Source organism: Bordetella sp. FB-8 (assembly GCF_000382185.1).
Taxonomy (GTDB): Bacteria; Pseudomonadota; Gammaproteobacteria; order Burkholderiales; family Burkholderiaceae_B; genus Bordetella.
This window is the reverse complement of sequence record NZ_KB907784.1, coordinates 1,964,623-1,984,172: the sequence shown is the minus strand read 5'-3', so window position 1 is coordinate 1,984,172 and position 19,550 is coordinate 1,964,623. Positions and strand designations below refer to the sequence as shown.

Genomic DNA, 19,550 nt, shown 5'->3' with positions numbered 1-19,550 from the left:
GCCAGGGCATCGATGATCAATCGGCCAGCAGCGCCGCGGCAAACTCCGACGCCACGAATGGCTGCAGGTCCTCCATGCCCTCGCCCACGCCGATCCAGTAGACCGGGATAGGACGCACGCCCTGGCTGCCCGCCGCCACGGCGGCCAGCGTGCCGCCCTTGGCCGTGCCGTCGAGCTTGGTCACCACCAAGCCCGTAAGACCGATGGCCGCATCGAAAGCGCGAATCTGCGCCAGCGCGTTTTGCCCGGTGTTGCCGTCGATCACCAACAGCACCTCATGCGGCGCGGCCGCCTCGGCCTTGCCGATCACGCGGCGGATCTTCTTGAGTTCTTCCATCAGGTGCAGCTGCGTAGGCAGGCGGCCCGCCGTGTCCACCATCACCACACCGGTGCCGCGCGCGCGGCCGGCATTGACCGCGTCGAAAGCCACCGCGGCCGGATCGCCGCCGTCCTGCGCGATGACCGCCACGTTGTTGCGGCTGCCCCATTCCACCAATTGCTCACGCGCAGCGGCGCGAAAAGTATCGCCCGCCGCCAGCAGCACGCTGGCGCCCTGGCGCTGGAAATCGTGCGCCAGCTTGCCGATGGACGTGGTCTTTCCCGCGCCGTTCACGCCCGCGATCATCACCACCAGGGGCTGCGCGCGCTTGACATCGAAGGCTTTTTCCAACGGCCGCAGATGCTCGGTCAGCAGTTCGCGCAAGGCCGTCTTGACCTGCGCGGCGTCTTCGATGCGCTCTTTCTTGACCCGGGCGCGCAGCGCGTCCAGCAGCAACTGCGTCGCCTCGACGCCCGCATCGGCCATGATGAGCGCCGACTCCAGTTCCTCGAACAGATTCTCGTCGACCTTGACGCCCACGAAGAGGCCGCCCAGGCTCTGCCCGGTACGCGACAAACCCTTCTTGAGCCGGCTCAACCACGAAGCCTTCGGGACCTGGGCGACGGGCACTGCTTGGACAACCGGCGCGGGAACCGATTCGACGACAGGCGCAGGCGCCATCACCCGCGGCGCGGGCTCGGGACTCTCGGCGGGCGCCGCCTCGCCGGGAACCGGCTTTTTCTTGAAGAAACTAAGCATCCCAAAAGTATATTCGCAACCCCGGTCCCCCAGGCGCGGCACGCCCCCGAGAGACACGGCAAGCCGGGAACACCGGAGCAAGCCGAAGCGCGGGGCGTCCGAACGCAGCCGCGCAAGCGGCGAGCATCGAAATCGCGCAGGGCAGCCCCGGCGAATCAAGAATTCAATAAACGCCGGGCCTAAAATCCCCTCATGGCAGCCTCCACCCTCCGCATCATCGCCGGCCAATACCGCCGCACCCCCATCCCCGTTCCCGACCTGCCGGGCCTGCGTCCCACCCCCGATCGCGTGCGCGGGACCCTTTTCAACTGGCTCGCGCACCTCTGGGACAACGAATTCGCCGACAAGCGCGTGCTGGACCTGTTCGCCGGCAGCGGCGCGCTGGGCTTCGAAGCCGCCTCGCGCGGCGTCGCCCAGGTGCAGATGGTCGAACGCGACAAATCCGCCGCCGCGGCCCTGCGCGCCCTGCGCGACAAGCTCCATGCCGACGCCGTGCGCATCCACGTGGGCGACGCGCTCGAAGCGCTGCAGCGCATGGATGCCTCCCGCTACGACCTGGTCCTGCTCGACCCGCCCTTCAAGCAGGACTGGCTGGCGCGGCTATGGCCCCTTCTGCCGGGCTTGCTGCCCGAAAATGGCCTGGTGTATGTCGAAGCCGAAACCGCCTGCGTGGCCCCGGAGGGCTTTGAATTGTTAAGAGAAGGTAAAGCCGGCGCCGTGCACTATCACTTGCTCCAGGTTGCCGCATCGCAACAAACTTAATTGCTGCAATGCAAAAATAGATCAATAATCGAGGGTTCGTAAAAGAGATGGTGCAAACCATTACGAAAAGCGAGGAGCCACCCAAATGATCACTGCTGTCTATCCGGGCACGTTCGACCCGCTCACCCGAGGCCACGAAGACCTGGTGCGCCGCGCCGCCGGCCTGTTCGACCGGGTCGTCGTGGGCGTTGCGCACAGTCGCAACAAGAAGCCTTTCTTCGACCTCGACGAACGCCTCGAGATCGCCAAGGAAGTCCTGGGCCATTACCCGAATGTCGAGGTGCGCAGCTTCGACGGACTGCTCAAGGATTTCGTGCGCGAACAGGGCGCCGCGGTCATTGTGCGCGGCCTGCGCGCCGTCTCCGACTTCGAGTACGAATTCCAGATGGCCGGCATGAACCGCCACCTGCTGCCCGATGTCGAAACCCTGTTCATGACGCCGTCGGACCAATACCAGTTCATCTCGGGCACCATCGTGCGCGAAATCGCCCAATTGGGCGGCGACGTCAGCAAGTTCGTCTTTCCCTCGGTCGAGCGCTGGCTCCAGGCCAAGGCCAAGGCGCACCGCGAACAGCTGGACTGACCCTTCTTCTTCGCGCCTGCCGGCGCATCCCGCCTGAGCCGGACGTCAGGCCTGGCGATCCGGCCAGTACACCTGGCCCATGTCGGGGTGCACCTTAAACAGGCGGCACGGGATGCCGATGAAATTCGACATCCAGGCCGCGGCCAACTGGCCTTCGTCCACCACGTCCAGTTCCTGTGCGCCCAGCGGGATGCGATGGCGCACGCTGTCGTCGTCCTCGATCACGTCCAGTGGGATATCCATGCGCAGCATACCCGGTGCCTTGAGCACCAGATAGCCCATGCGCAACTGCACGGCGATCTCGGCCAGCTTGGGAAACAGCTGGCGGTTGAGCCACTGTCCCGCGTCGTTGGCCACCAGCCAGCGCCTGTCATAGGCCGCCGCCTCGGGTTGCGGGGTCAGGCCGCATTCGGCTACCGGCTGAAATCCACTCATCTTCGCTCCACGGTTTCGGGAAATTGCAGCCCGAATGGTAGCAAAGCATCCAGCCAAAAAGGCTCGGGTACACTGCCCGGACAAGCATCGAACACGCCGCATCGAGGATGGAGACATGACACAAAACGTAGGCATTGTCGGCTTGGGCGCCATGGGCATGGGCGTCGCCCGCTCGCTGCTGCGCAACGGCCTGAAGACGCACGCCTTCGACCTGCGCAAAAGTGCGCTGGACCAGATAGCCGCCGAAGGCGGCATCGTCTGCGCCGACCTGGCCGAGATGGGCCGCCAGTGCAGCGCCGTCGTGATCATCGTGGTCAATGCCGAACAGACCGAGGCCGTGCTGTTCGGCGCCGACGGCAAGCCCGGTCTGGCCGATAGCCTCCAGCCCGGCTCGGTGGTACTGGCCTGCGCCACGGTGGCGCCCGCCTATGCCAGGGGTCTGGGCCAGCGCCTGCGCGAGCGCGGCCTGCTCATGCTCGATGCGCCGGTTTCGGGCGGCGCGCTCAAGGCCACCGCCGGCACCATGACCATGATGACCTGCGGCCCCGAAGAGGCCTATGCCGCCTGTGAGTTCGTGCTGGCCGCCATCGCCGACAAGGTCTACCGCCTGGGCGCCGAGCACGGCATCGGCTCCAAGGTGAAGATCATCAATCAGCTGCTGGCCGGCGTGCACATCGCCGCCTCGGCCGAAGCCATGGCGCTGGGCCTGCGCGAAGGGGTGGACCCGCAAGCGCTCTTTGACGTCATCACGCACAGCGCGGGCAATTCGTGGATGTTCGAGAACCGCGTGCCCCACATCCTGCATGGCGACTACACCGCGCTGTCGGCCGTGGACATCTTCGTGAAAGACCTGGGCCTGGTGCTGGATACCGCCCGCGCCAGCAAATTCCCGCTACCGCTGTCAGCCACCGCGCACCAGATGTTCATGCAGGCCTCGGCCAGCGGCCACGGCGGCGAGGACGACAGCGCCGTCATCAAGATCTTCCCCGGCATCACCCTGCCCGCCGGCAAAGACTGAAGGCGCCAGGCACCATGACACACGACTCGCCCCGCGACACGCCGCTGCTGGGCTGCATCGCCGACGATTTCACCGGCGCCACCGACCTGGCCAATATGCTGGTGCGCGAAGGCATGCGCACCCTCCAGACGATAGGCATCCCGGCCGCGCCGGTGCGCGGCGCCGATGCCGTCGTGGTCGCCCTCAAGTCGCGCACACTTGCCGCCAGCGACGCCGTGGCGCAGTCGCTGGCCGCGCTGCAATGGCTGCGGGAACAGGGCTGCAGGCAGTTCTTCTTCAAGTACTGCTCGACCTTCGATTCGACCGATGCCGGCAATATCGGCCCGGTGGCCGAAGCCTTGCAGAAGGCACTGGGCGCGGACCTGGCCATCGCCTGCCCGGCGTTTCCGGAGAACGGGCGCACTGTCTATCGCGGCCATCTGTTCGTGCACGACACCTTGCTCAACGAGTCGGGCATGCAGAACCATCCGCTCACACCCATGCGCGATGCGAATCTGGTGCGCGTGCTGCAGCGTCAAAGTTCGGGCAAGGTTGGCCTGATCGGCAGCGTCGACGTCGGCCGCGGCCCGGTCGCCGTGCGCGCGCGCATGGCGGCGCTGCGCAAGGAAGGCGTCACACTGGCCATCGCGGACGCCATCGCCGACAAGGACCTCTACACCCTGGGCGAAGCCTGCGCCGGCATGCCGCTGGTCACGGGCGGATCGGGCCTGGCGTTGGGTTTGCCGGGCAATTTCAGGAACGCCGGCATGCTGATCGAGGACGGTGCCGCCACGCGCGCCCTCGACGGCCTGGACCTGCTGCCCCCGCGCGGCGTGGTGCTGGCCGGCAGCGCCTCGCAGGCCACGCAGGGCCAAGTCGCGCATTGGCTCGCCCGCCGCCCTGCGCTGCGCATCGACCCGCTGGCCTTGGCGCGGGGCGAAGACGCCGTGCAGCAGGCGATCGACTTTGCGCAGGCGCATGCCGACCAGGCCGTGCTGATCTACGCCACGGCCGTCCCGGACCAGGTGCAGGCCGCGCAGGCGCAGTTGGGCGTCGAACGCGCCGGCCACCTGGTGGAGCAGGCCATGTCCTCCGTCGCCCAACGCCTGTATGCGCACGGCGTGGCCCGCCTGGTGGTGGCGGGCGGGGAAACCTCGGGCGCCGTCGTCCAGGCCCTGGACGTGCGCGCACTGCGCATCGGCCCGCAGATCGACCCGGGGGTGCCGGCTACGCTGGCCGTCGATGCCGACGGCGGCCCGCTGTGCGCGCTGGCCTTGAAATCGGGCAATTTCGGCACCGTGGACTTTTTTGAGAAAGCCCTGCGCGCGCTGGGCGCCGCGCACTGATCCGACCGAACACGCCGCATGAGCCACATCATGGATAGCCACACCGCCGACGAAAACCGCCTGCGCGAAGAAATCTGCCACATCGGTGCATCGCTGTTCAACCGCGGCTATACCGTGGGCTCGTCGGGCAACATCAGCGCCCGCCTGGCCGACGGCTGGCTCATAACGCCCACCGATGCCTGCCTGGGCAGGCTCGACCCGGCCCGATTGGCCAAAGTGACAGGCGACGGGACACAAGTATCGGGCGAACGCGCATCCAAGACCCTGGCCCTGCACCGCGGCATCTACGCCAACAATGCAACGACGCGCGCCGTGGTGCACACGCACTCGACTCACCTGGTGGCGCTGAGCCTGGCAGGAGTCTGGAAGCCCGAAGACGTCGTGCCGCCCCTCACCCCCTATTTCGTGATGAAGGTCGGCCACGTGCCGCTCATCCCCTATGACCGTCCCGGCGCGCCCGCCGTGGCCGAACAGGTCGCAGCCCTGGCAGGCAAGGTGCGCGGCGTGCTGCTCGAACGCCTGGGCCCGGTGGTGTGGCATGAATCGGTCTCCAGCGCCGCCTTCGCGCTGGAAGAGCTGGAAGAAACCGCCAAGCTATGGCTGATGCTGCAGGGCAAGCCCGCCCCCCTGAACGAGGCGGCCATCGACGACTTGCGGCGGGCCTTCAAGGCCCGCTGGTAATCCACCGCGCACCGGCGCTGGCTGCGCCGCCGTTTTCTGGAGCCGGACATGAGCTTGAAATTCGCCGCCAATCTGAGCTTTCTCTACCAGGACCGCCCCTTGCTGGACCGCATCGCCAGTGCCGCGCGCGACGGCTTCGAAGGCGTCGAATATCTCTTTCCCTATGACTTCCCCGCGCGCGAAATCAAGCAGCGCCTGAGCGATGCCGGCATCGCTCAGGCCCTTTTCAACGCGCCCGCGGGCGACTGGGCCAGGGGCGAGCGCGGCACATCCTCGCTGCCCGGACGCACCGAGGAATTTCGCAGCGGGGTACTGCAGGCGCTGGACTATGCCGGCGAGCTGGGCAACACCCGCGTGCATATCATGGCCGGCCTGCTGCCGGCGGACGCGGACCGCGCCGAGCGCCTGGAGCGCTACCAAGCCAACGTGGCCTGGGCCGCAGGGCAAGCCGCCGCGCGCGGCATCACCATCGTGCTCGAGCCCATCAACCAGCGCGACATGCCGGGCTATCTGCTCAGCTACCAGCAGGACGCCCTGGCCGTCATCGATGCCATCGGCGCGCCCAACGTGCAGGTGCAGTTCGACTGCTATCACTGCCAGATCATGGAAGGCGACATCACCATGAAGCTGCGCGCCATGTTCGAGTTCGTCGGCCACGTGCAGATCGCCAGCGTCCCCGGCCGCAACGAACCCGACGGCCAGGAACTCAGCTATCCCTACGTATTCCAGGTACTGGACGAGCTGGGCTATGCCGGCTGGGTCGGCTGCGAATACAAGCCGCGCGCCGACACCAGCGCCGGACTCGGCTGGCTGCGCGCGTACCGTCAATCCATCGGCCGCTGAAAGCCACGCTGAAAGATCGACGCGCCGCACAGAACAGACACAAAGACAATACCGATACATGGGAGACCGGCATGGCCAACAAGGTACTGATCACCGGCGGCGCCGGCTTTCTGGGCAAAAAGCTGGCCAGAAAGCTACTTGAGCGCGGCCAGCTCGATGGCCGCGTCATCGACAAGCTGGTGTTGCTGGACATGGCGGCGCGCGCCGATCTGAACGACCCGAGAATCGAAACCCTCGTCGGCGACGTCGCCGACCCCGCACTGCTGGAACGCGCCATCGACCGCGACACACAATCGGTATTCCATCTGGCCGCTGTCGTCAGCGGCGCGGCCGAGGCCGATTTCGACCTGGGCATGCGCATCAACCTGGATGCCTCGCGCCATGTGCTCGAGCGCTGCCGAGCGCTGGGCCACGTGCCGCGCGTGATCTTCACAAGCTCGGTGGCGGCCTTCGGCGGCAAGCTGCCCGCGGTGATCCCCGATGATTTCGCCCCCATGCCCATGAGTTCCTACGGCGCGCAAAAGGTCATGGGCGAACTCATGGTCGGCGATTACAGCCGCAAGGGCTTCATCGACGGCCGCACCCTGCGCATGCCCACCATCAGCGTGCGTCCGGGCAAGCCCAATGCAGCCGCGTCGAGCTTTGCCAGCGGCATCATCCGCGAACCCTTGAACGGCGAGGCGGCAGTGGCGCCTGTCTCGCCCGAGACGCGCATGTGGCTCATGTCGCCGCGCCTGGCGATCGAGAACCTGATCCACGGCCACGAAGTGGAGGCGGCCAAGATCGGCTTTCCACGCAGTATCAGCCTGCCGGGCCTGTCGGTATCGGTGCGGGACATGCTGGCGGCCTTGCGCGAGGTGGCGGGCGACAAGGTGGCCGACCTGGTGCGCTGGGAACCGGACGACGCGGTCAAGCGCATCGTCGAATCCTGGCCGGGCGAGTTCGCGGCCACGCGGGCCAAGGCCCTGGGGTTCAAGGCGGATGCGAATTTCGCGGATGTGATCCGGGCTTATCAGACCGATGAGCTGGGGCGTTAAGCCCGGTTCTTGAGTCGTTACCGAGTTCTTAATGCGCTGAGATTGCGCAGCGCAATTGCGCCGCCCGGGGCTAAAACGCGCCTGCGCTTCGGATTGCGCAGTCCTGCCGCCGGCGTTCTACGCGCGCGAATTCAACGATACAAACTCAACGCAACTCGAAGCCCAGATTCGCCAATGCCTCGCGCAAACGATCGCGCCCGCTGAGCGACTCCGGCCCGCGCACGCGCCAGGTCGCCAACTGAGACCAGGACCGCGACTTGCGGTGCTGGCTTGCATTGAAGGCATCCATGCGCGCGTCGTAGTCCTGGATCTGGGCAGGCTCGTTGCTCGCGTCGTAGCGCTCGAAGTGCAGTACCGAAGCTTGCGGCAGGCGCGGCTTGATGCCTGTCTGCTCCGCCGGATCGGGATAGCCCACGCACATGCCGAACAGAACCGTGCACCCCTTGGGCAGGCCCAGCAACTCGGCCACGGCCTCAGGGTGGTTGCGCATGCCGCCGATGTAGACCAGGCCCAGGCCATAGGACTCGAGCGCCACGGCAGCGTTCTGCGCGGCCAGCGCCGCGTCCACCACGCCCACCGTATGCATTTCCAGGTAATCAACCGCCAGGGCGGGCGCATTCATCGCATCGCCCAGCCGGCGCAGGCGCGACAAGTCCACGATCCAGGCCAGGAACAGCGGCGCGTCCACCACGTGCCGCTGGCCCCCGGCCAGCTCGCCTAGCTTGGCCAGCTTGGCACGATCACGCACGGCGATCACGCTCCAGGCCTGCAGGTTGGACGAAGTCGAGGCCGACTGCGCGGCGGCCACCGACACGCGCAGGATTTCGTCGCTTACCGGCTGGTCGGTGTAGGCACGCACCGAGCGGTGCTCCAGCAACTGAGCCGATATTTCGTTGAGCGGGCCGGGCAGCGCGTCGTTGCCATAGCGGGCCCGCAGGGCCTGCGCCGCAACGGACTGGAAAGAAGTCATCAAATCACCTTGAATGGACAGATTTAGGCCACAAACGCATGCCAAATCCAGCCTTGAGTATTACAAATCTTGACATAAAACGTATCAAGCAAGCTTCGCATACTACCGTTATTGACGATGAATACTCCCAAAGGCCCTGACTTGGGAAATGGCATCTTTTTGCAAGTAAATGTTAGTCGATCCGAATAGAATGGGGACAACGTGCAGAAGTCAGCCATGACTGTCCTAGGAGATTTTGCATGGCATACAACGATGAAGCCCTGATCCCTTTTGCCGATGACGCCTTGGCGGATCCAGGCCAGACCTGGTCAGCCGCCGTTTGGCAAGTGCTGATTGTCGACGACGAGCCCGACGTACACGCTGCCTCCAAGCTCGCACTGAAAGGCATACCGGTGGAGGGGCGCAACATCGCCTTCAGCCATGCGCACACCGCGGCACAGGCTTTGACGCTGCTGTCCCAACCCAACGACTTTGCCGTGGCTCTCATTGACGTGGTCATGGAAAGGGACGACGCCGGCCTGCAACTGGTGCGCCAGATCCGCGAGACGCTGGACAACAAGGCGCTGCGCATCATCCTGCGCACCGGCCAGCCCGGCTACGCCCCGGAAATCGACACCATCCGGCAATACGACATCAACGACTACCGCACCAAATCCGAGCTGACACAGGTGCGGCTGTTCACGTGCCTGACCATGGCCGTGCGTTCCTACGCGCAAATCCGGCAACTGGAGGCCGGCCGGCGCGGCCTGGAACAGATCCTGGCGGCGTCGGTCGAACTGGGCAAGCCGGTAGGCCTGAAGAAATTCGCCAGCGGCGTGGTCACCCAGCTATGCGCTTTGCTCAACGTGGAGGCCCAATGCCTGGTATGCGCCGCCATGAACCCGTCCGACCAGACGCCTTATGTCCTGGCCGCCGCCGGCGCCTACGACGCCTGGATCGGCCTGCCGCTGAACCAGATTCCCGAGTCCAGGGTCAGGGACAGCCTGTATCAGACGCTGCACGCGCGCCAGCACTTCCTGCACGACGGCGCCAGCCTGTACTTCCAGGGCTACAACGATCAGGCGCTGGCCGCCTTCGTCGATGTACAAAGGCCCTTGCAGGCGCTGGAAAAAGAGCTGCTCGAAGTCTTCTGCAGCAATATCTCCGTGGCCTTCGAGAACCTGCAGCTCTATCTGAACATCAACGACCTGGCCTATAACGACACGCTGGTGCATCTGCCCAACCGCAACGCGCTGGTGGAAGCGATCGATGCGCGCAATTCGGTGGAGGAAACCGTCGCCCTGCTCGACCTGGACAGCTTCGCCGACATCAACAGCATCCTGGACGACAGCTTCGGCGATGCCGTGCTGCAATCGGTCGCGCACAAGCTGCGCGCCGCCTTCCCCGCCGAAACGCTGGTGGCGCGGCTGGGCAGCGACCTGTTCGGCCTGTACGGCCCGGCGCAGCAGGTCACGCCGGAAAAAATCGCCGCCGTGTTCGACGACCCTTTCGCCGTGGCCGCGAGCGAGCCGCTGCGTCTGTCGGCCACCACCGGCCTGGTGCGCCTGCAATCGAGCGCGCAGACCGGCCTGGTCACCTTGAAAAGCGCGAGCGCGGCCCTCAAGCAAGCCAAGCGTTTGCAGCGCGGTAAATCGCTGTATTTCGAGGCCACCCAGGCCGATGCCGCGCGCGACCGAATACGCATGCTCAACCACCTGCGCACGTCGTTCTCGGAAGAGCGGCTGTTCCTGCACTACCAGCCCTTCATCAATCTGCAGGACGGACGCATCGTCGGCGCCGAAAGCCTGCTGCGCTGGAAAAACACCGAGGGCCAGTTCATTTCGCCGGAGCTGTTCATCCCCATTGCCGAGCAGTCCGGCCTGATGATCCCGATGGGCGAGTGGGTGGCGCGCACGGCGATGAAATGGCGCGCCAGCCTGAAGGGACAGGTGGACGCGAACTTCCGGGTGGCGATCAACGTGTCCCGCACCCAATTCGCCGAACCGGATTTCGCGCAGAAATTCCTCGAGATACTGGACGAAGCCGGCCTGCAGGGTTCGCAGGTGGAAATCGAGCTGACCGAATCGGTGGCCATTGAAAACCTCGAAGACCTGGCGATAAAGCTCCATATCCTGCGCGGATGCGGCATCCGGGTGGCGATGGACGACTTCGGCACGGGCTATTCGTCGCTGAGCGTGATCCAGCGCCTGCAACTGGACCACCTGAAGATCGACCGCGGCTTTGTCAGCGGAAACCAGGTCGGCGAGGAGTCTTTCGAGATCGCGCGCACCATCATCACCATGGCCGACCACCTTGCCTTGACGACCATCGCCGAGGGCATAGAAACGCAGCAACAATGCGATGCCCTGCTGGCTGCGGGCTGCCAGGAGGGACAGGGGTATTTGTTCTCGCGCCCCCTGGCCGAAACCGATTTTCTCGTGTGGCTGCAAGACCTGAGAACCTCCCGCTAGCGCCGCAGCCGCTTTGCCGTTTTCCTGAACATACAAAGGGAAATGCCATGAAGGATCGGACCGCGGCCCTGGCGTTTCCCAAGGCAGGCCGGGCCGGGCATCTAGTGTGCGGCGGCGAAGCGACGGAGGCGGGATGACGCAGGCAGTCCATCAACACGCATCGGCCGATGCAAAGCGCTTTTCCAACATCGACCGCAGGATGGGATTGGCGTTCGGATGCGTCATCTTCTGCTTGATGCTGGCCGTGCTGCTGGTCGGCGGATGGTATGTGCGCGACACACTGCCAGCCGCCATACAGGGGCAATGGCAGCAGACCGCCCTCATCGCGTTCGCGATGCTGTGCGTCCTGCTGATCGCCGGCATCGAGGCCACGTCCTGGATCAGCGCGCGTTTCGGCCGTCCCGTGCGCGAGTTGGCCGCGCAGATGATCCGCGAGCGGCAGCGTCTGACGAACATCCTGACATCCATGCAGGCCGGCACATGGGAATGGAACATGCAGACTGGCCAGGTCACGCTCAACGAACGCTGGGCCCAGATCGTCGGTTACTCGCTGGCAGAGCTGCAACCGGTCGACATCCAGACCTTCATCAAGCTGTGCCACCCGGCCGATCTGGCCCTCAACAACGAAAGGCTCAAGGCGCACCTTTCAGGCAAGACGGACATCTACGCCTGTGAAATACGGATGCGCCACAAGGCGGGGCACTGGGTCTGGGTGCTGGACAGCGGGCGCGTGTTCCAGCGCGACGAGAACGGCGCGCCCTTGGTCATGATGGGCGCGCGCCAGGACATTTCGGAACGCAAGTACGCGGAGGAATCGCTGCGCCGCGAGAGTGCGCGATTCATGGAGCTGGCCCGGGTATCCAATACGGGTGTATGGGAATGGGACGAGTCCAACGCATGCCTGTGGTGCAGCCCGGAGTATTTCACCATGCTGGGCCTGGACGCCGCGGACTATGCGGCGCAGGGAAGCATCACCTTGCAAAATGCCTGGATCGATCTGCTGCATCCGGACGATGTGGACCGCGTCAGGCGCGGCTTCGCGGACTACGTCGCCGCCGAGCCCTCGCACATGTACGAAACCGAGTTCCGCATGCGCCACGCGAACGCAAGCTGGATCTGGATACTGTCGCGCGGCAGCATCCTGCGCGATGCCAACGGCAAGCCCACGGGCAAGGTACTTGGAACTCACATCGACGCCACATCGCTCAAGCAAGCCCTGGCGCAGCTGCGCGAAAGCCAGGAGCGTCTGCAGCTGATCAGCGACAACATTCCCGACAGCGTGGTCTACCAGCTCGATTGCGGCGGACCCCACGGCCCGCGTCGGTTCACCTATCTGAGCGAAGGCATCCAGCGCATACACGGCCTGGCGGCGCAGGACGTGATGCGCGACCCGTCCCTGCTCTATGACCAGATGAATCCCGAAGACCGGGTATTGATGCATGCGCTCGAACTCGAGTGCATCGCCAATATGACCGACTTCAAGGCCGAGACCCGCTGCACCCTGCCAGACGGGCGCCTATGCTGGATCCTGATCGCGTCCTCGCCGCGCAAGATGAGCAACGGCCATATCGTGTTCGACGGCATGATCATGGACATCACCGAGCAGAAGCAGCAGGAAGAAAGAATCCACGAGCTCAACACCCTGCTCGAGCAGCGTGTGCACGAGCGCACGGCCAAGCTCAGCGCGGTCCTGGACGGCCTGCGTCGGACACAGAAAGAGCTGCTGCAAAGCGAGAAGCTCGCTTCCCTGGGCGCGCTGGTGGCGGGCGTGGCGCACGAACTGAACACGCCCATCGGCACCGCCGTCACGGTGGCCTCGACCTTGGTGCAGACCCACAAACGCTTTACGGCGCTGACGGAAAGCGGCCTGACCCGCAGCGGCCTGGCGGAGTATCTGAACGACGTGCAAGAGGGCGGCCTGATCATCGAGCGCAATCTACAGCGCGCGGCCGAATTGATCGGCGGGTTCAAACAGCTCGCGGTGGACCAGACCAGCTACCAGCGCCGCACCTTCTGCGTATACGACGTGGTACAGGAAATCATCCTGTCCATGAAGCCGACGCTGCGCAAGACCAAATTCGAACTGGTGACCGACATACCCAAGGACTTGATCCTGGACAGCCTGCCCGGCCCGCTCGGACAGGTGCTGATCAACCTGATCAACAATGCCCTGCTGCACGCCTTCGGCGACCGGGACAAGGGCACGATCTCGCTGACCGCGCGTGCCACCGAGGCGGGCTGGCTGTCGGTGGCCGTGAGCGACGACGGGCGCGGCATACCCTTGGAACATCAGCGCAAGATATTCGATCCCTTCTTCACCACCAAGATGGGCCAGGGCGGCTCGGGACTGGGCCTGCACATCACCTACACCCTGGTGACGGGTCCGTTGGGCGGGCGCATCCAACTGCACAGCACCCCGGGGCAAGGCACGCGCTTCGTGCTGCATCTGCCGCTGACGGCGCCCACCTTGAGCGTCGAGCCGGACGACGAAAACCGCGCTTGAGCGGCCGGCGCCTGGCGCCGGCCGCATCTGCGTTCACGGGCGCCGCAGCCGCCGGTTCATATCGGCCATATCCATGGGCTTGACCATCGCCAGCAATACATTGCGCAGTTCGGACATCAAGGGCGACCATATGGCCTCCCGCCGGCTGAGCAACACGATTTGACGCCACAAGGGCTTGTCCAGAGTGACGGGCAGCGACACCAGGTCGCTGTGGCGCTCCAATGCCAGGACCATGCTCGGCAACGCAGCCAACAGGTTCGAATTGGCGATCAGGCGCAAGGCTCCCGCCGAGAAATGCGAAACCTCCAGCGCCGCCTGGGGCAGGCCGAGTCCCTGGGCATCGAAGCGCGCGTCGAGCACCTTGCGCGCAATCGAGCGCGAATCCGGCAAGACCCAGCGATAGTCGGCCAGATCCGCCAATTTCAGCTTCCTGCGCACCGCCAGGGCATGCCGGCGGCTGGCTACGATGCTCAGGTCGTCGATCTTGATCGGCTCCTGCACCAGGGTGCTGGGCGTTTCGACATAGACAGGCGCGATCGCCAGATCCAGCGCGCCTTTTTCGATGCGGTCGCGCAAATCGTCCGAAAGCGCGACCTGCAGATCGGCGCGCAAGGCCGGGCGCCTGGGCAACAGCTCGGCCAGTGCCGGCAACACGACCGTATCGAGCGTGGCTCCGGTGGCGCCGATGCGCAGCAAGCCGGCCTGCCCGACGCGCAGTTCGCCGGCGTGGCGGACCGCGTCGCGGTATTCGGCCCACAGCTTTCTGGCGTGCTCCAGAAAGACCAGGCCCGACGAAGTCAGCTGGATGCTGCGTCCGCTGGCACGATCGAACAAGACCAGCCCGGTGTCAGCCTCCAGGCGCTTGAGCGACTTGGACAAGGCCGGCTGGGACACGGCGCAGCTCGCGGCCGCCCGGGCAAGGTTGCCGTGGTCAACGGCGGCCAGGAAGTATTCGACGTCCCGCAGCGACAGATTCATAACATTTATTCATGTTTTATATAACGTTTTGGAATTTTCAGCTCCAGGCTAATCCCTAGAATTTTTCCCATGCACTGTCGATAACCCTCATCGAATCTGGAAATGCCGAAATCTCCCCACATCGTTCTCATCGTCGCCGACAACCTGGGTTGGGGCGAACTGGGCTGCTACGGCGGCGGTGCCCTGCGCGGCGCTCCCACGCCGAACATCGACAAGCTGGCCGCCGAAGGCCTGCTATTGCACAACTTCAATGTGGAAAGCGATTGCGTGCCGACCCGCTCGGCGTTGATGAGCGGCCGGCATCCGATACGCACCGGGTGCCTGCAATCGGTGCCGGCCGGCCTGCCCCAAGGCCTGAACCGCAACGAGATCACGCTGGCCCAGCAACTGTCCGGGCAGGGCTACGCCACAGCCCACTACGGCAAATGGCATCTGGGCGATGTTCCGGGCCGCTATCCCAGCGACCGGGGTTTTGACGCGTGGTACGGCATCCCCCGCACCACGGACGAAAGCCAGTTCACCTCGACACTGGGCTTCGATCCGTCGGTCGTCGAGCTGCCCTACATCATGGAAGGCGAGGCCGGCCAAGCATCGCGGCAGGTCAAGGTCTACGACCTGGACACCCGGCGCGGCATCGATGCGGAACTGGTCGAGCGCGCCACACGCTTCATGACCGAAAACGTGCGCCAGGACCGGCCCTTCTTCCTGTATCTGCCGCTGGTGCACCTGCACTTTCCCACGCTGCCGCATCCGGATTTCGCCGGCCGCACCGGCGCGGGAGACTTCGCCGACTCCATGGTCGAGCTGGATCACCGCGTGGGCCAGATCGTCCAGGCGGTCGACGACCTGGGCATCCGGGACGACACGGTCTTCATCTTCTGCAGCGACAACGGCCCGGAATTCCGGCGGCCGTACCGCGGCACGGCAGGCCCCTGGCGCGGCACGTATCACACGGCTATGGAAGGCAGCCTGCGCGTGCCCTTCATCCTGCGCTGGCCCGGCAAGGTGGCGCCCAATCGCGTTTCGAACGAGATCGTCCACGTCACGGACCTGTTCACCACGCTCTCGCTGATCGGCGGCGCGTCGATTCCGGACGACCGGCCCATCGACGGCGTCGACCAGCGCGATTTCTTTACCGGCGCATCGGAAAAATCCCTGCGCGAGGGCTTTGCGTTCTACATCAAGGACGAGCTGCGCGCCGTCAAATGGCGCAACTGGAAGCTGCACTTCTATTGGGAGCCCGAAGTCAACGAGGGCAAGGGCAAGCTGGAATCGCCTTTGCTGTTCAACCTGACCCAGGACCCCAAGGAAGAAACCGACGTCCTGATTTTCAACACCTGGGTGATGAACCCGGTACTCAAGATGGTGCGCCAGTTCAATCTTTCCTGCGCGGCGCATCCCAACACGGCGCCCGGCGCGCCGGACCAAGACTAGGCCCTTAGGACCTGCGAGGAACATATGAAAAACCGCTACTGGACCGCCGTGCTGGCAGCCTGCGCAATCCTGCCCGCAGCGTCGGCGCGCACACCGCTGGACTGGCCCAGCGACCGCATCGACTGGATCGTCGGCTTCGCGCCCGGCGGCACGTCCGACGTGCTGACCCGCATCGCCGCCAAGGAACTCTCCCAGCGCACCGGCAAGGCCGTCATCGTCGAGAACAAGACGGGCGCCTCGGGCGCCATCGCCCTGCAGTACGTGGCGCACAGCGCCCCCAAGGCCGGATTGCTGTTGACCGTGCCGGGTCCGCTGATCTATCCCACCGCCGAACCCGAGTTGGGCAAGGACCTGCAGCCGGTGGCGCTGCTGGCCGACGGGCCAATGGTGATCGTCGGCCCCGCCCGTTCGGCCAAGCCGTCGATCAAGGCCGTCATCGAAGATGCCCGCGCCCACCCCAATGCCTGGAGCTTTGCCAGCTCGGGCATCGGCACTTCGCAGCACCTGGCCGGCGAGCTGCTGAACCAGATGGCGGGCACGCACATCATGCATGTGCCCTACAAGGGCGGCGGCCAGGCCGTGACGGACGTGATCGGCGGACAGATCCCCCTGGCCATCCTGGGCCCCACGCCCGTCATGGCCGGCATCCGCGCCCACCTGCTCAAGGCCTATGCGGTCACCACCACCTACCGGCTGCCCACCCTGCCCGACGTGCCGACCATGCAACAGGCTGGATTCCCCGGCTACGACGCGAGCCAATGGATGTCGGTGGCCGCCACACCGGGCATCCCCGCCAAGGACCTGGACGAACTGAACCGCATCCTGCAGGACATCATCAAGACGCCCGCGTTCCAGGCCGCGCTGGAGAATGCGGGCATGATCGCCCGGCCCGGCAGCCGCCAGGCGCTGATCGAATTCGTCGCCAAGGACAATGCCAAGTGGCAGACCTTGATCCGGCAGGCGGGGATCAAGCTGACGCGATAGGGCGCGGTCGCGGTATCGCCAAGCAAGCCCACATCAAGGTAGAGTAAGGGCATGCCCACCATTTACCCGCTTTCCTACCGCCTGGACCACATGCCGGCGGCGAACCTCTCGCCGCTGGTACTGGATTCGCCGCACAGCGGCACCGCCTACCCGCCGGATTTCGCCAGCATCGCCCATATCGGCGTGCTGCGCACCGCCGAAGACACCTGGGTCGACGACCTGTGGAGCGGCGCCGTTAACCAGGGCGTGCCGCTGCTGGGCGCAACCTGCCCGCGCGCCTACATCGACGTCAATCGCGGGGTGGAAGATATCGACTCCACGATGCTGGATGCGCCCTGGCCCGGCCCGCTCTCGGATTCACCCAAGGTGGGCCTGGGCAAGGGCCTGATCTGGCGCATGCTCGACGACGGCACGCCGCTGTACGACCGCAAGCTTTCCGTGGCCGAGGTGCAGGCGCGCATCGACCAGTGCTGGCGGCCCTATCACGACGCGCTGCGCGCGCTGCTGGACGACACGCATGCGCAGCTGGGCAAGGTGTGGCACATCAACTGCCACTCCATGCCCAGCGTGGCCGGCGCCTACGCCACCGGCAAGCCCGGCACCGCCCATCCCGATTTCGTGCTGGGCGACCGCGACGGCACCACGGCCGACCCGGCCTTTGCCGCCTTCGTGGCCGACTGGCTGCGCGTACGCGGCTACGCGGTGGCGATCAATGATCCGTACAAGGGCGTGGAGCTGGTACGCGTGCATGGCCGGCCCTCGGAAGGCCGCCACAGCCTGCAGATCGAGATCAACCGCAAGCTGTACATGGACGAGGTCACACTGCGGCCCAATGCGGGGTATGACGGGCTCAAGAACGAACTGGGCGAGCTGACGTCGGCCATGCTGGCGTGGATGCGCGGGCAGGTGGCCGGCGCCTGACTGCCGCCGCGCCTGCCGCGAAGCGCCATACCGTCAAGGTTGGCGCCTGCGCAGCAAGGCGCTTTTGCCAAACGGGTTCTTCACCAGGTATGCGCGCATTGCGCTCAAATATTTCTCATTCGATCTGTATGGCGATTAAGCTCGCCTGACGTTTCCCTCTTCTCTTTTCAGACCATGCATACGCAATCGACATCGCTTATCTCGCCGACGATCGGGACGAGCCGCGAGCTCACCAGCTTTCATTTCGGTCCCGCGGACGCCAGCAGCGCGAAGCAGAAAATCTACATCCAGTCGGCGCTCCACGCCGACGAGACGCCGGCCATGCTGGTAAGCGTGATGCTCAGGCGCCGCCTGGCGCAGCTCGATGCCGACGGAGAAATCTGCGACCAGATCGTGCTTGTGCCGGTTGCCAATCCGGTGGGCCTCGCGCAGCACGTGCTCGGTCATTTCATCGGCCGCTTCGACCTGGCCAGCGGGCGCAACTACAACCGCCATTTTCCTGTCTTGAGCGGCTTCAACGAGCCGCTCGACACCCTTCTGGGCTCGAACGCGCAGAACAATGTTGCCACCGTGCGCAAGATGATGCGCGCAGCGCTCGCGCAGCAGCAGCCCCGCACCGAGTTCGAATCATTGCAGCATGCATTGCTGGATTTATCGCTTGACGCAGATGTGGTGCTTGATCTGCACTGTTCGCTCGAAGCGACGATGCACCTGTTCACGAGCGATGCGGCATGGCCGCAGTTCGAGCCCTTGGCTCGCTATCTCGGGTCGCAAGCGTCGCTGATCGCGACGGACTCGGGCGGACAGTCTTTTGACGAAGCGCACAGCCTGCCCTGGTGGACGCTGCAGGAACGGGTCGACAACGCAACGCCGCTGCCGCCGGGCACGATCGCGGCGACGATCGAATGCCGCGGCCAGAGCGACGTGAGTTACGAAACGGCAGCGCGCGACGCTGACGCGATCATCGATTTTCTGCGATTTCGCGGCGCCATCCGCGGCGCTGCGCGGCCGCTCCCGCCCTTGGTGCACGAAGCCACGCCGCTCGCGGGCAGCGAGCAGTTCTACGCGCCCGCGAGCGGCATTCTGGTGCATCGTGCCGCAATGGGCGACCTGATCGGTGTCGGCGATCCACTGTTCGACATTGTCGATCCCCTGACCGACAAGACGATCACCGTGCACAGCAACACAGAAGGCATTTTCTACATGCGACGATCGATCCGCTTCGTCACGACGGGCGAGCCGCTGGGGCAGGTGACCGGCACGCGCCCGATTCGAACCGGTGTGCTGCTCGACGCCTGACGGTTCGAAAAAATGGATTCGCGCCGCGTAAAAAGCCAAGACTCGGACGTTGATCACACGTTTAAACGTTGATCGGTCGGCAAAGGCCCGTGAGCACTAGGTTACGCGGGGCAGTCGGGCCACGGCCTTTGCGGGAATCGCTGGAAGTCGGCACACCTTCTGGCGGGAATAGGGTCATTGATTCGGGCACATAAGACCTTCATCCCGCAGCGGCACATCTACGATGGGCAGTGCAAAGTGGCAGACTGT

Annotated in this window: 17 protein-coding genes; 13 read left to right on the top strand and 4 right to left on the bottom strand. The window is 65.1% G+C overall.

The genetic code is table 11. The annotated features are described in order from the left end of the window. Positions 1-16 precede the first annotated feature (16 nt). On the bottom strand, positions 17-1,078 hold the full coding sequence (ftsY, locus tag H143_RS0109500) for a signal recognition particle-docking protein FtsY (protein WP_019938007.1): 1,062 nt from the start codon (positions 1,076-1,078) through the stop codon (positions 17-19). A gap of 192 nt (positions 1,079-1,270) precedes the next feature. Here ftsY and rsmD point away from each other — a divergent pair, with 192 nt between their 5' ends. Together rsmD and coaD are read left to right on the top strand one after the other, a co-directional pair. Next, on the top strand, positions 1,271-1,840 hold the full coding sequence (rsmD, locus tag H143_RS0109495) for a 16S rRNA (guanine(966)-N(2))-methyltransferase RsmD (protein WP_019938006.1): 570 nt from the start codon (positions 1,271-1,273) through the stop codon (positions 1,838-1,840). An 85-nt stretch (positions 1,841-1,925) separates the two neighbouring features. Then, positions 1,926-2,423: a pantetheine-phosphate adenylyltransferase gene (gene coaD, locus H143_RS0109490; protein ID WP_019938005.1), complete on the top strand. Its 498-nt coding sequence runs from the start codon at positions 1,926-1,928 to the stop codon at positions 2,421-2,423. Between the two features lie 45 nt (positions 2,424-2,468). On the opposite strand, the gene H143_RS0109485 is transcribed toward coaD, so the two are convergent. Beyond that, positions 2,469-2,858, bottom strand: a complete 390-nt coding sequence (locus H143_RS0109485; protein ID WP_019938004.1) for an MOSC N-terminal beta barrel domain-containing protein — start codon at positions 2,856-2,858, stop codon at positions 2,469-2,471. Between the two features lie 115 nt (positions 2,859-2,973). On the opposite strand from H143_RS0109485, the gene ltnD reads away from it, so the two are divergent. From ltnD to denD, 5 genes are all read left to right on the top strand, one after another. Further along, positions 2,974-3,876: an L-threonate dehydrogenase gene (gene ltnD / locus H143_RS0109480; protein ID WP_019938003.1), complete on the top strand. Its 903-nt coding sequence runs from the start codon at positions 2,974-2,976 to the stop codon at positions 3,874-3,876. A gap of 14 nt (positions 3,877-3,890) precedes the next feature. After that, a complete protein-coding gene (otnK, locus tag H143_RS0109475) occupies positions 3,891-5,201 on the top strand; it encodes a 3-oxo-tetronate kinase (RefSeq protein WP_019938002.1) in 1,311 nt (436 codons plus the stop codon). Between the two features lie 30 nt (positions 5,202-5,231). Continuing rightward, complete coding sequence (locus H143_RS0109470; RefSeq protein WP_019938001.1) at positions 5,232-5,882, top strand: aldolase; 651 nt, start codon at positions 5,232-5,234, stop codon at positions 5,880-5,882. 48 nt (positions 5,883-5,930) lie between these two features. After that, complete coding sequence (otnI, locus tag H143_RS0109465; RefSeq protein ID WP_019938000.1) at positions 5,931-6,725, top strand: 2-oxo-tetronate isomerase; 795 nt, start codon at positions 5,931-5,933, stop codon at positions 6,723-6,725. A gap of 71 nt (positions 6,726-6,796) precedes the next feature. Beyond that, positions 6,797-7,762: a D-erythronate dehydrogenase gene (gene denD / locus H143_RS0109460; protein ID WP_019937999.1), complete on the top strand. Its 966-nt coding sequence runs from the start codon at positions 6,797-6,799 to the stop codon at positions 7,760-7,762. A gap of 145 nt (positions 7,763-7,907) precedes the next feature. On the opposite strand, the gene H143_RS0109455 is transcribed toward denD, so the two are convergent. Beyond that, positions 7,908-8,732 carry an NADPH-dependent oxidoreductase gene (locus tag H143_RS0109455; protein ID WP_019937998.1) on the bottom strand — a complete coding sequence of 275 codons (825 nt, stop codon included), beginning with the start codon at positions 8,730-8,732 and terminating at the stop codon, positions 7,908-7,910. Positions 8,733-8,971: 239 nt separating this feature from the next. On the opposite strand from H143_RS0109455, the gene H143_RS0109450 reads away from it, so the two are divergent. Then, positions 8,972-11,182, top strand: a complete 2,211-nt coding sequence (locus H143_RS0109450; protein ID WP_019937997.1) for a bifunctional diguanylate cyclase/phosphodiesterase — start codon at positions 8,972-8,974, stop codon at positions 11,180-11,182. Between the two features lie 133 nt (positions 11,183-11,315). Next, positions 11,316-13,685 (top strand): PAS domain-containing protein, encoded by a 2,370-nt coding sequence (locus H143_RS21595; RefSeq protein ID WP_019937996.1) that lies wholly within the window; start codon positions 11,316-11,318, stop codon positions 13,683-13,685. Between the two features lie 33 nt (positions 13,686-13,718). Here H143_RS21595 and H143_RS0109440 read toward each other — a convergent pair whose 3' ends face one another. Continuing rightward, positions 13,719-14,663, bottom strand: a complete 945-nt coding sequence (locus H143_RS0109440) for a LysR family transcriptional regulator (RefSeq protein ID WP_019937995.1) — start codon at positions 14,661-14,663, stop codon at positions 13,719-13,721. 102 nt (positions 14,664-14,765) lie between these two features. Here H143_RS0109440 and H143_RS0109435 point away from each other — a divergent pair, with 102 nt between their 5' ends. The 4 genes from H143_RS0109435 to H143_RS0109420 all read left to right on the top strand — a co-directional run bounded on the left by H143_RS0109435 (position 14,766) and on the right by H143_RS0109420 (position 19,301). After that, complete coding sequence (locus H143_RS0109435; protein WP_019937994.1) at positions 14,766-16,097, top strand: arylsulfatase; 1,332 nt, start codon at positions 14,766-14,768, stop codon at positions 16,095-16,097. A 24-nt stretch (positions 16,098-16,121) separates the two neighbouring features. Next, positions 16,122-17,081: a tripartite tricarboxylate transporter substrate binding protein gene (locus H143_RS0109430; RefSeq protein WP_019937993.1), complete on the top strand. Its 960-nt coding sequence runs from the start codon at positions 16,122-16,124 to the stop codon at positions 17,079-17,081. Positions 17,082-17,132: 51 nt separating this feature from the next. Continuing rightward, entirely contained in the window at positions 17,133-18,002 is an 870-nt protein-coding gene (locus tag H143_RS0109425; protein WP_019937992.1) for an N-formylglutamate amidohydrolase, read from the top strand. 174 nt (positions 18,003-18,176) lie between these two features. Continuing rightward, positions 18,177-19,301: a succinylglutamate desuccinylase/aspartoacylase family protein gene (locus H143_RS0109420; RefSeq protein WP_019937991.1), complete on the top strand. Its 1,125-nt coding sequence runs from the start codon at positions 18,177-18,179 to the stop codon at positions 19,299-19,301. Positions 19,302-19,550: the final 249 nt, after the last annotated feature.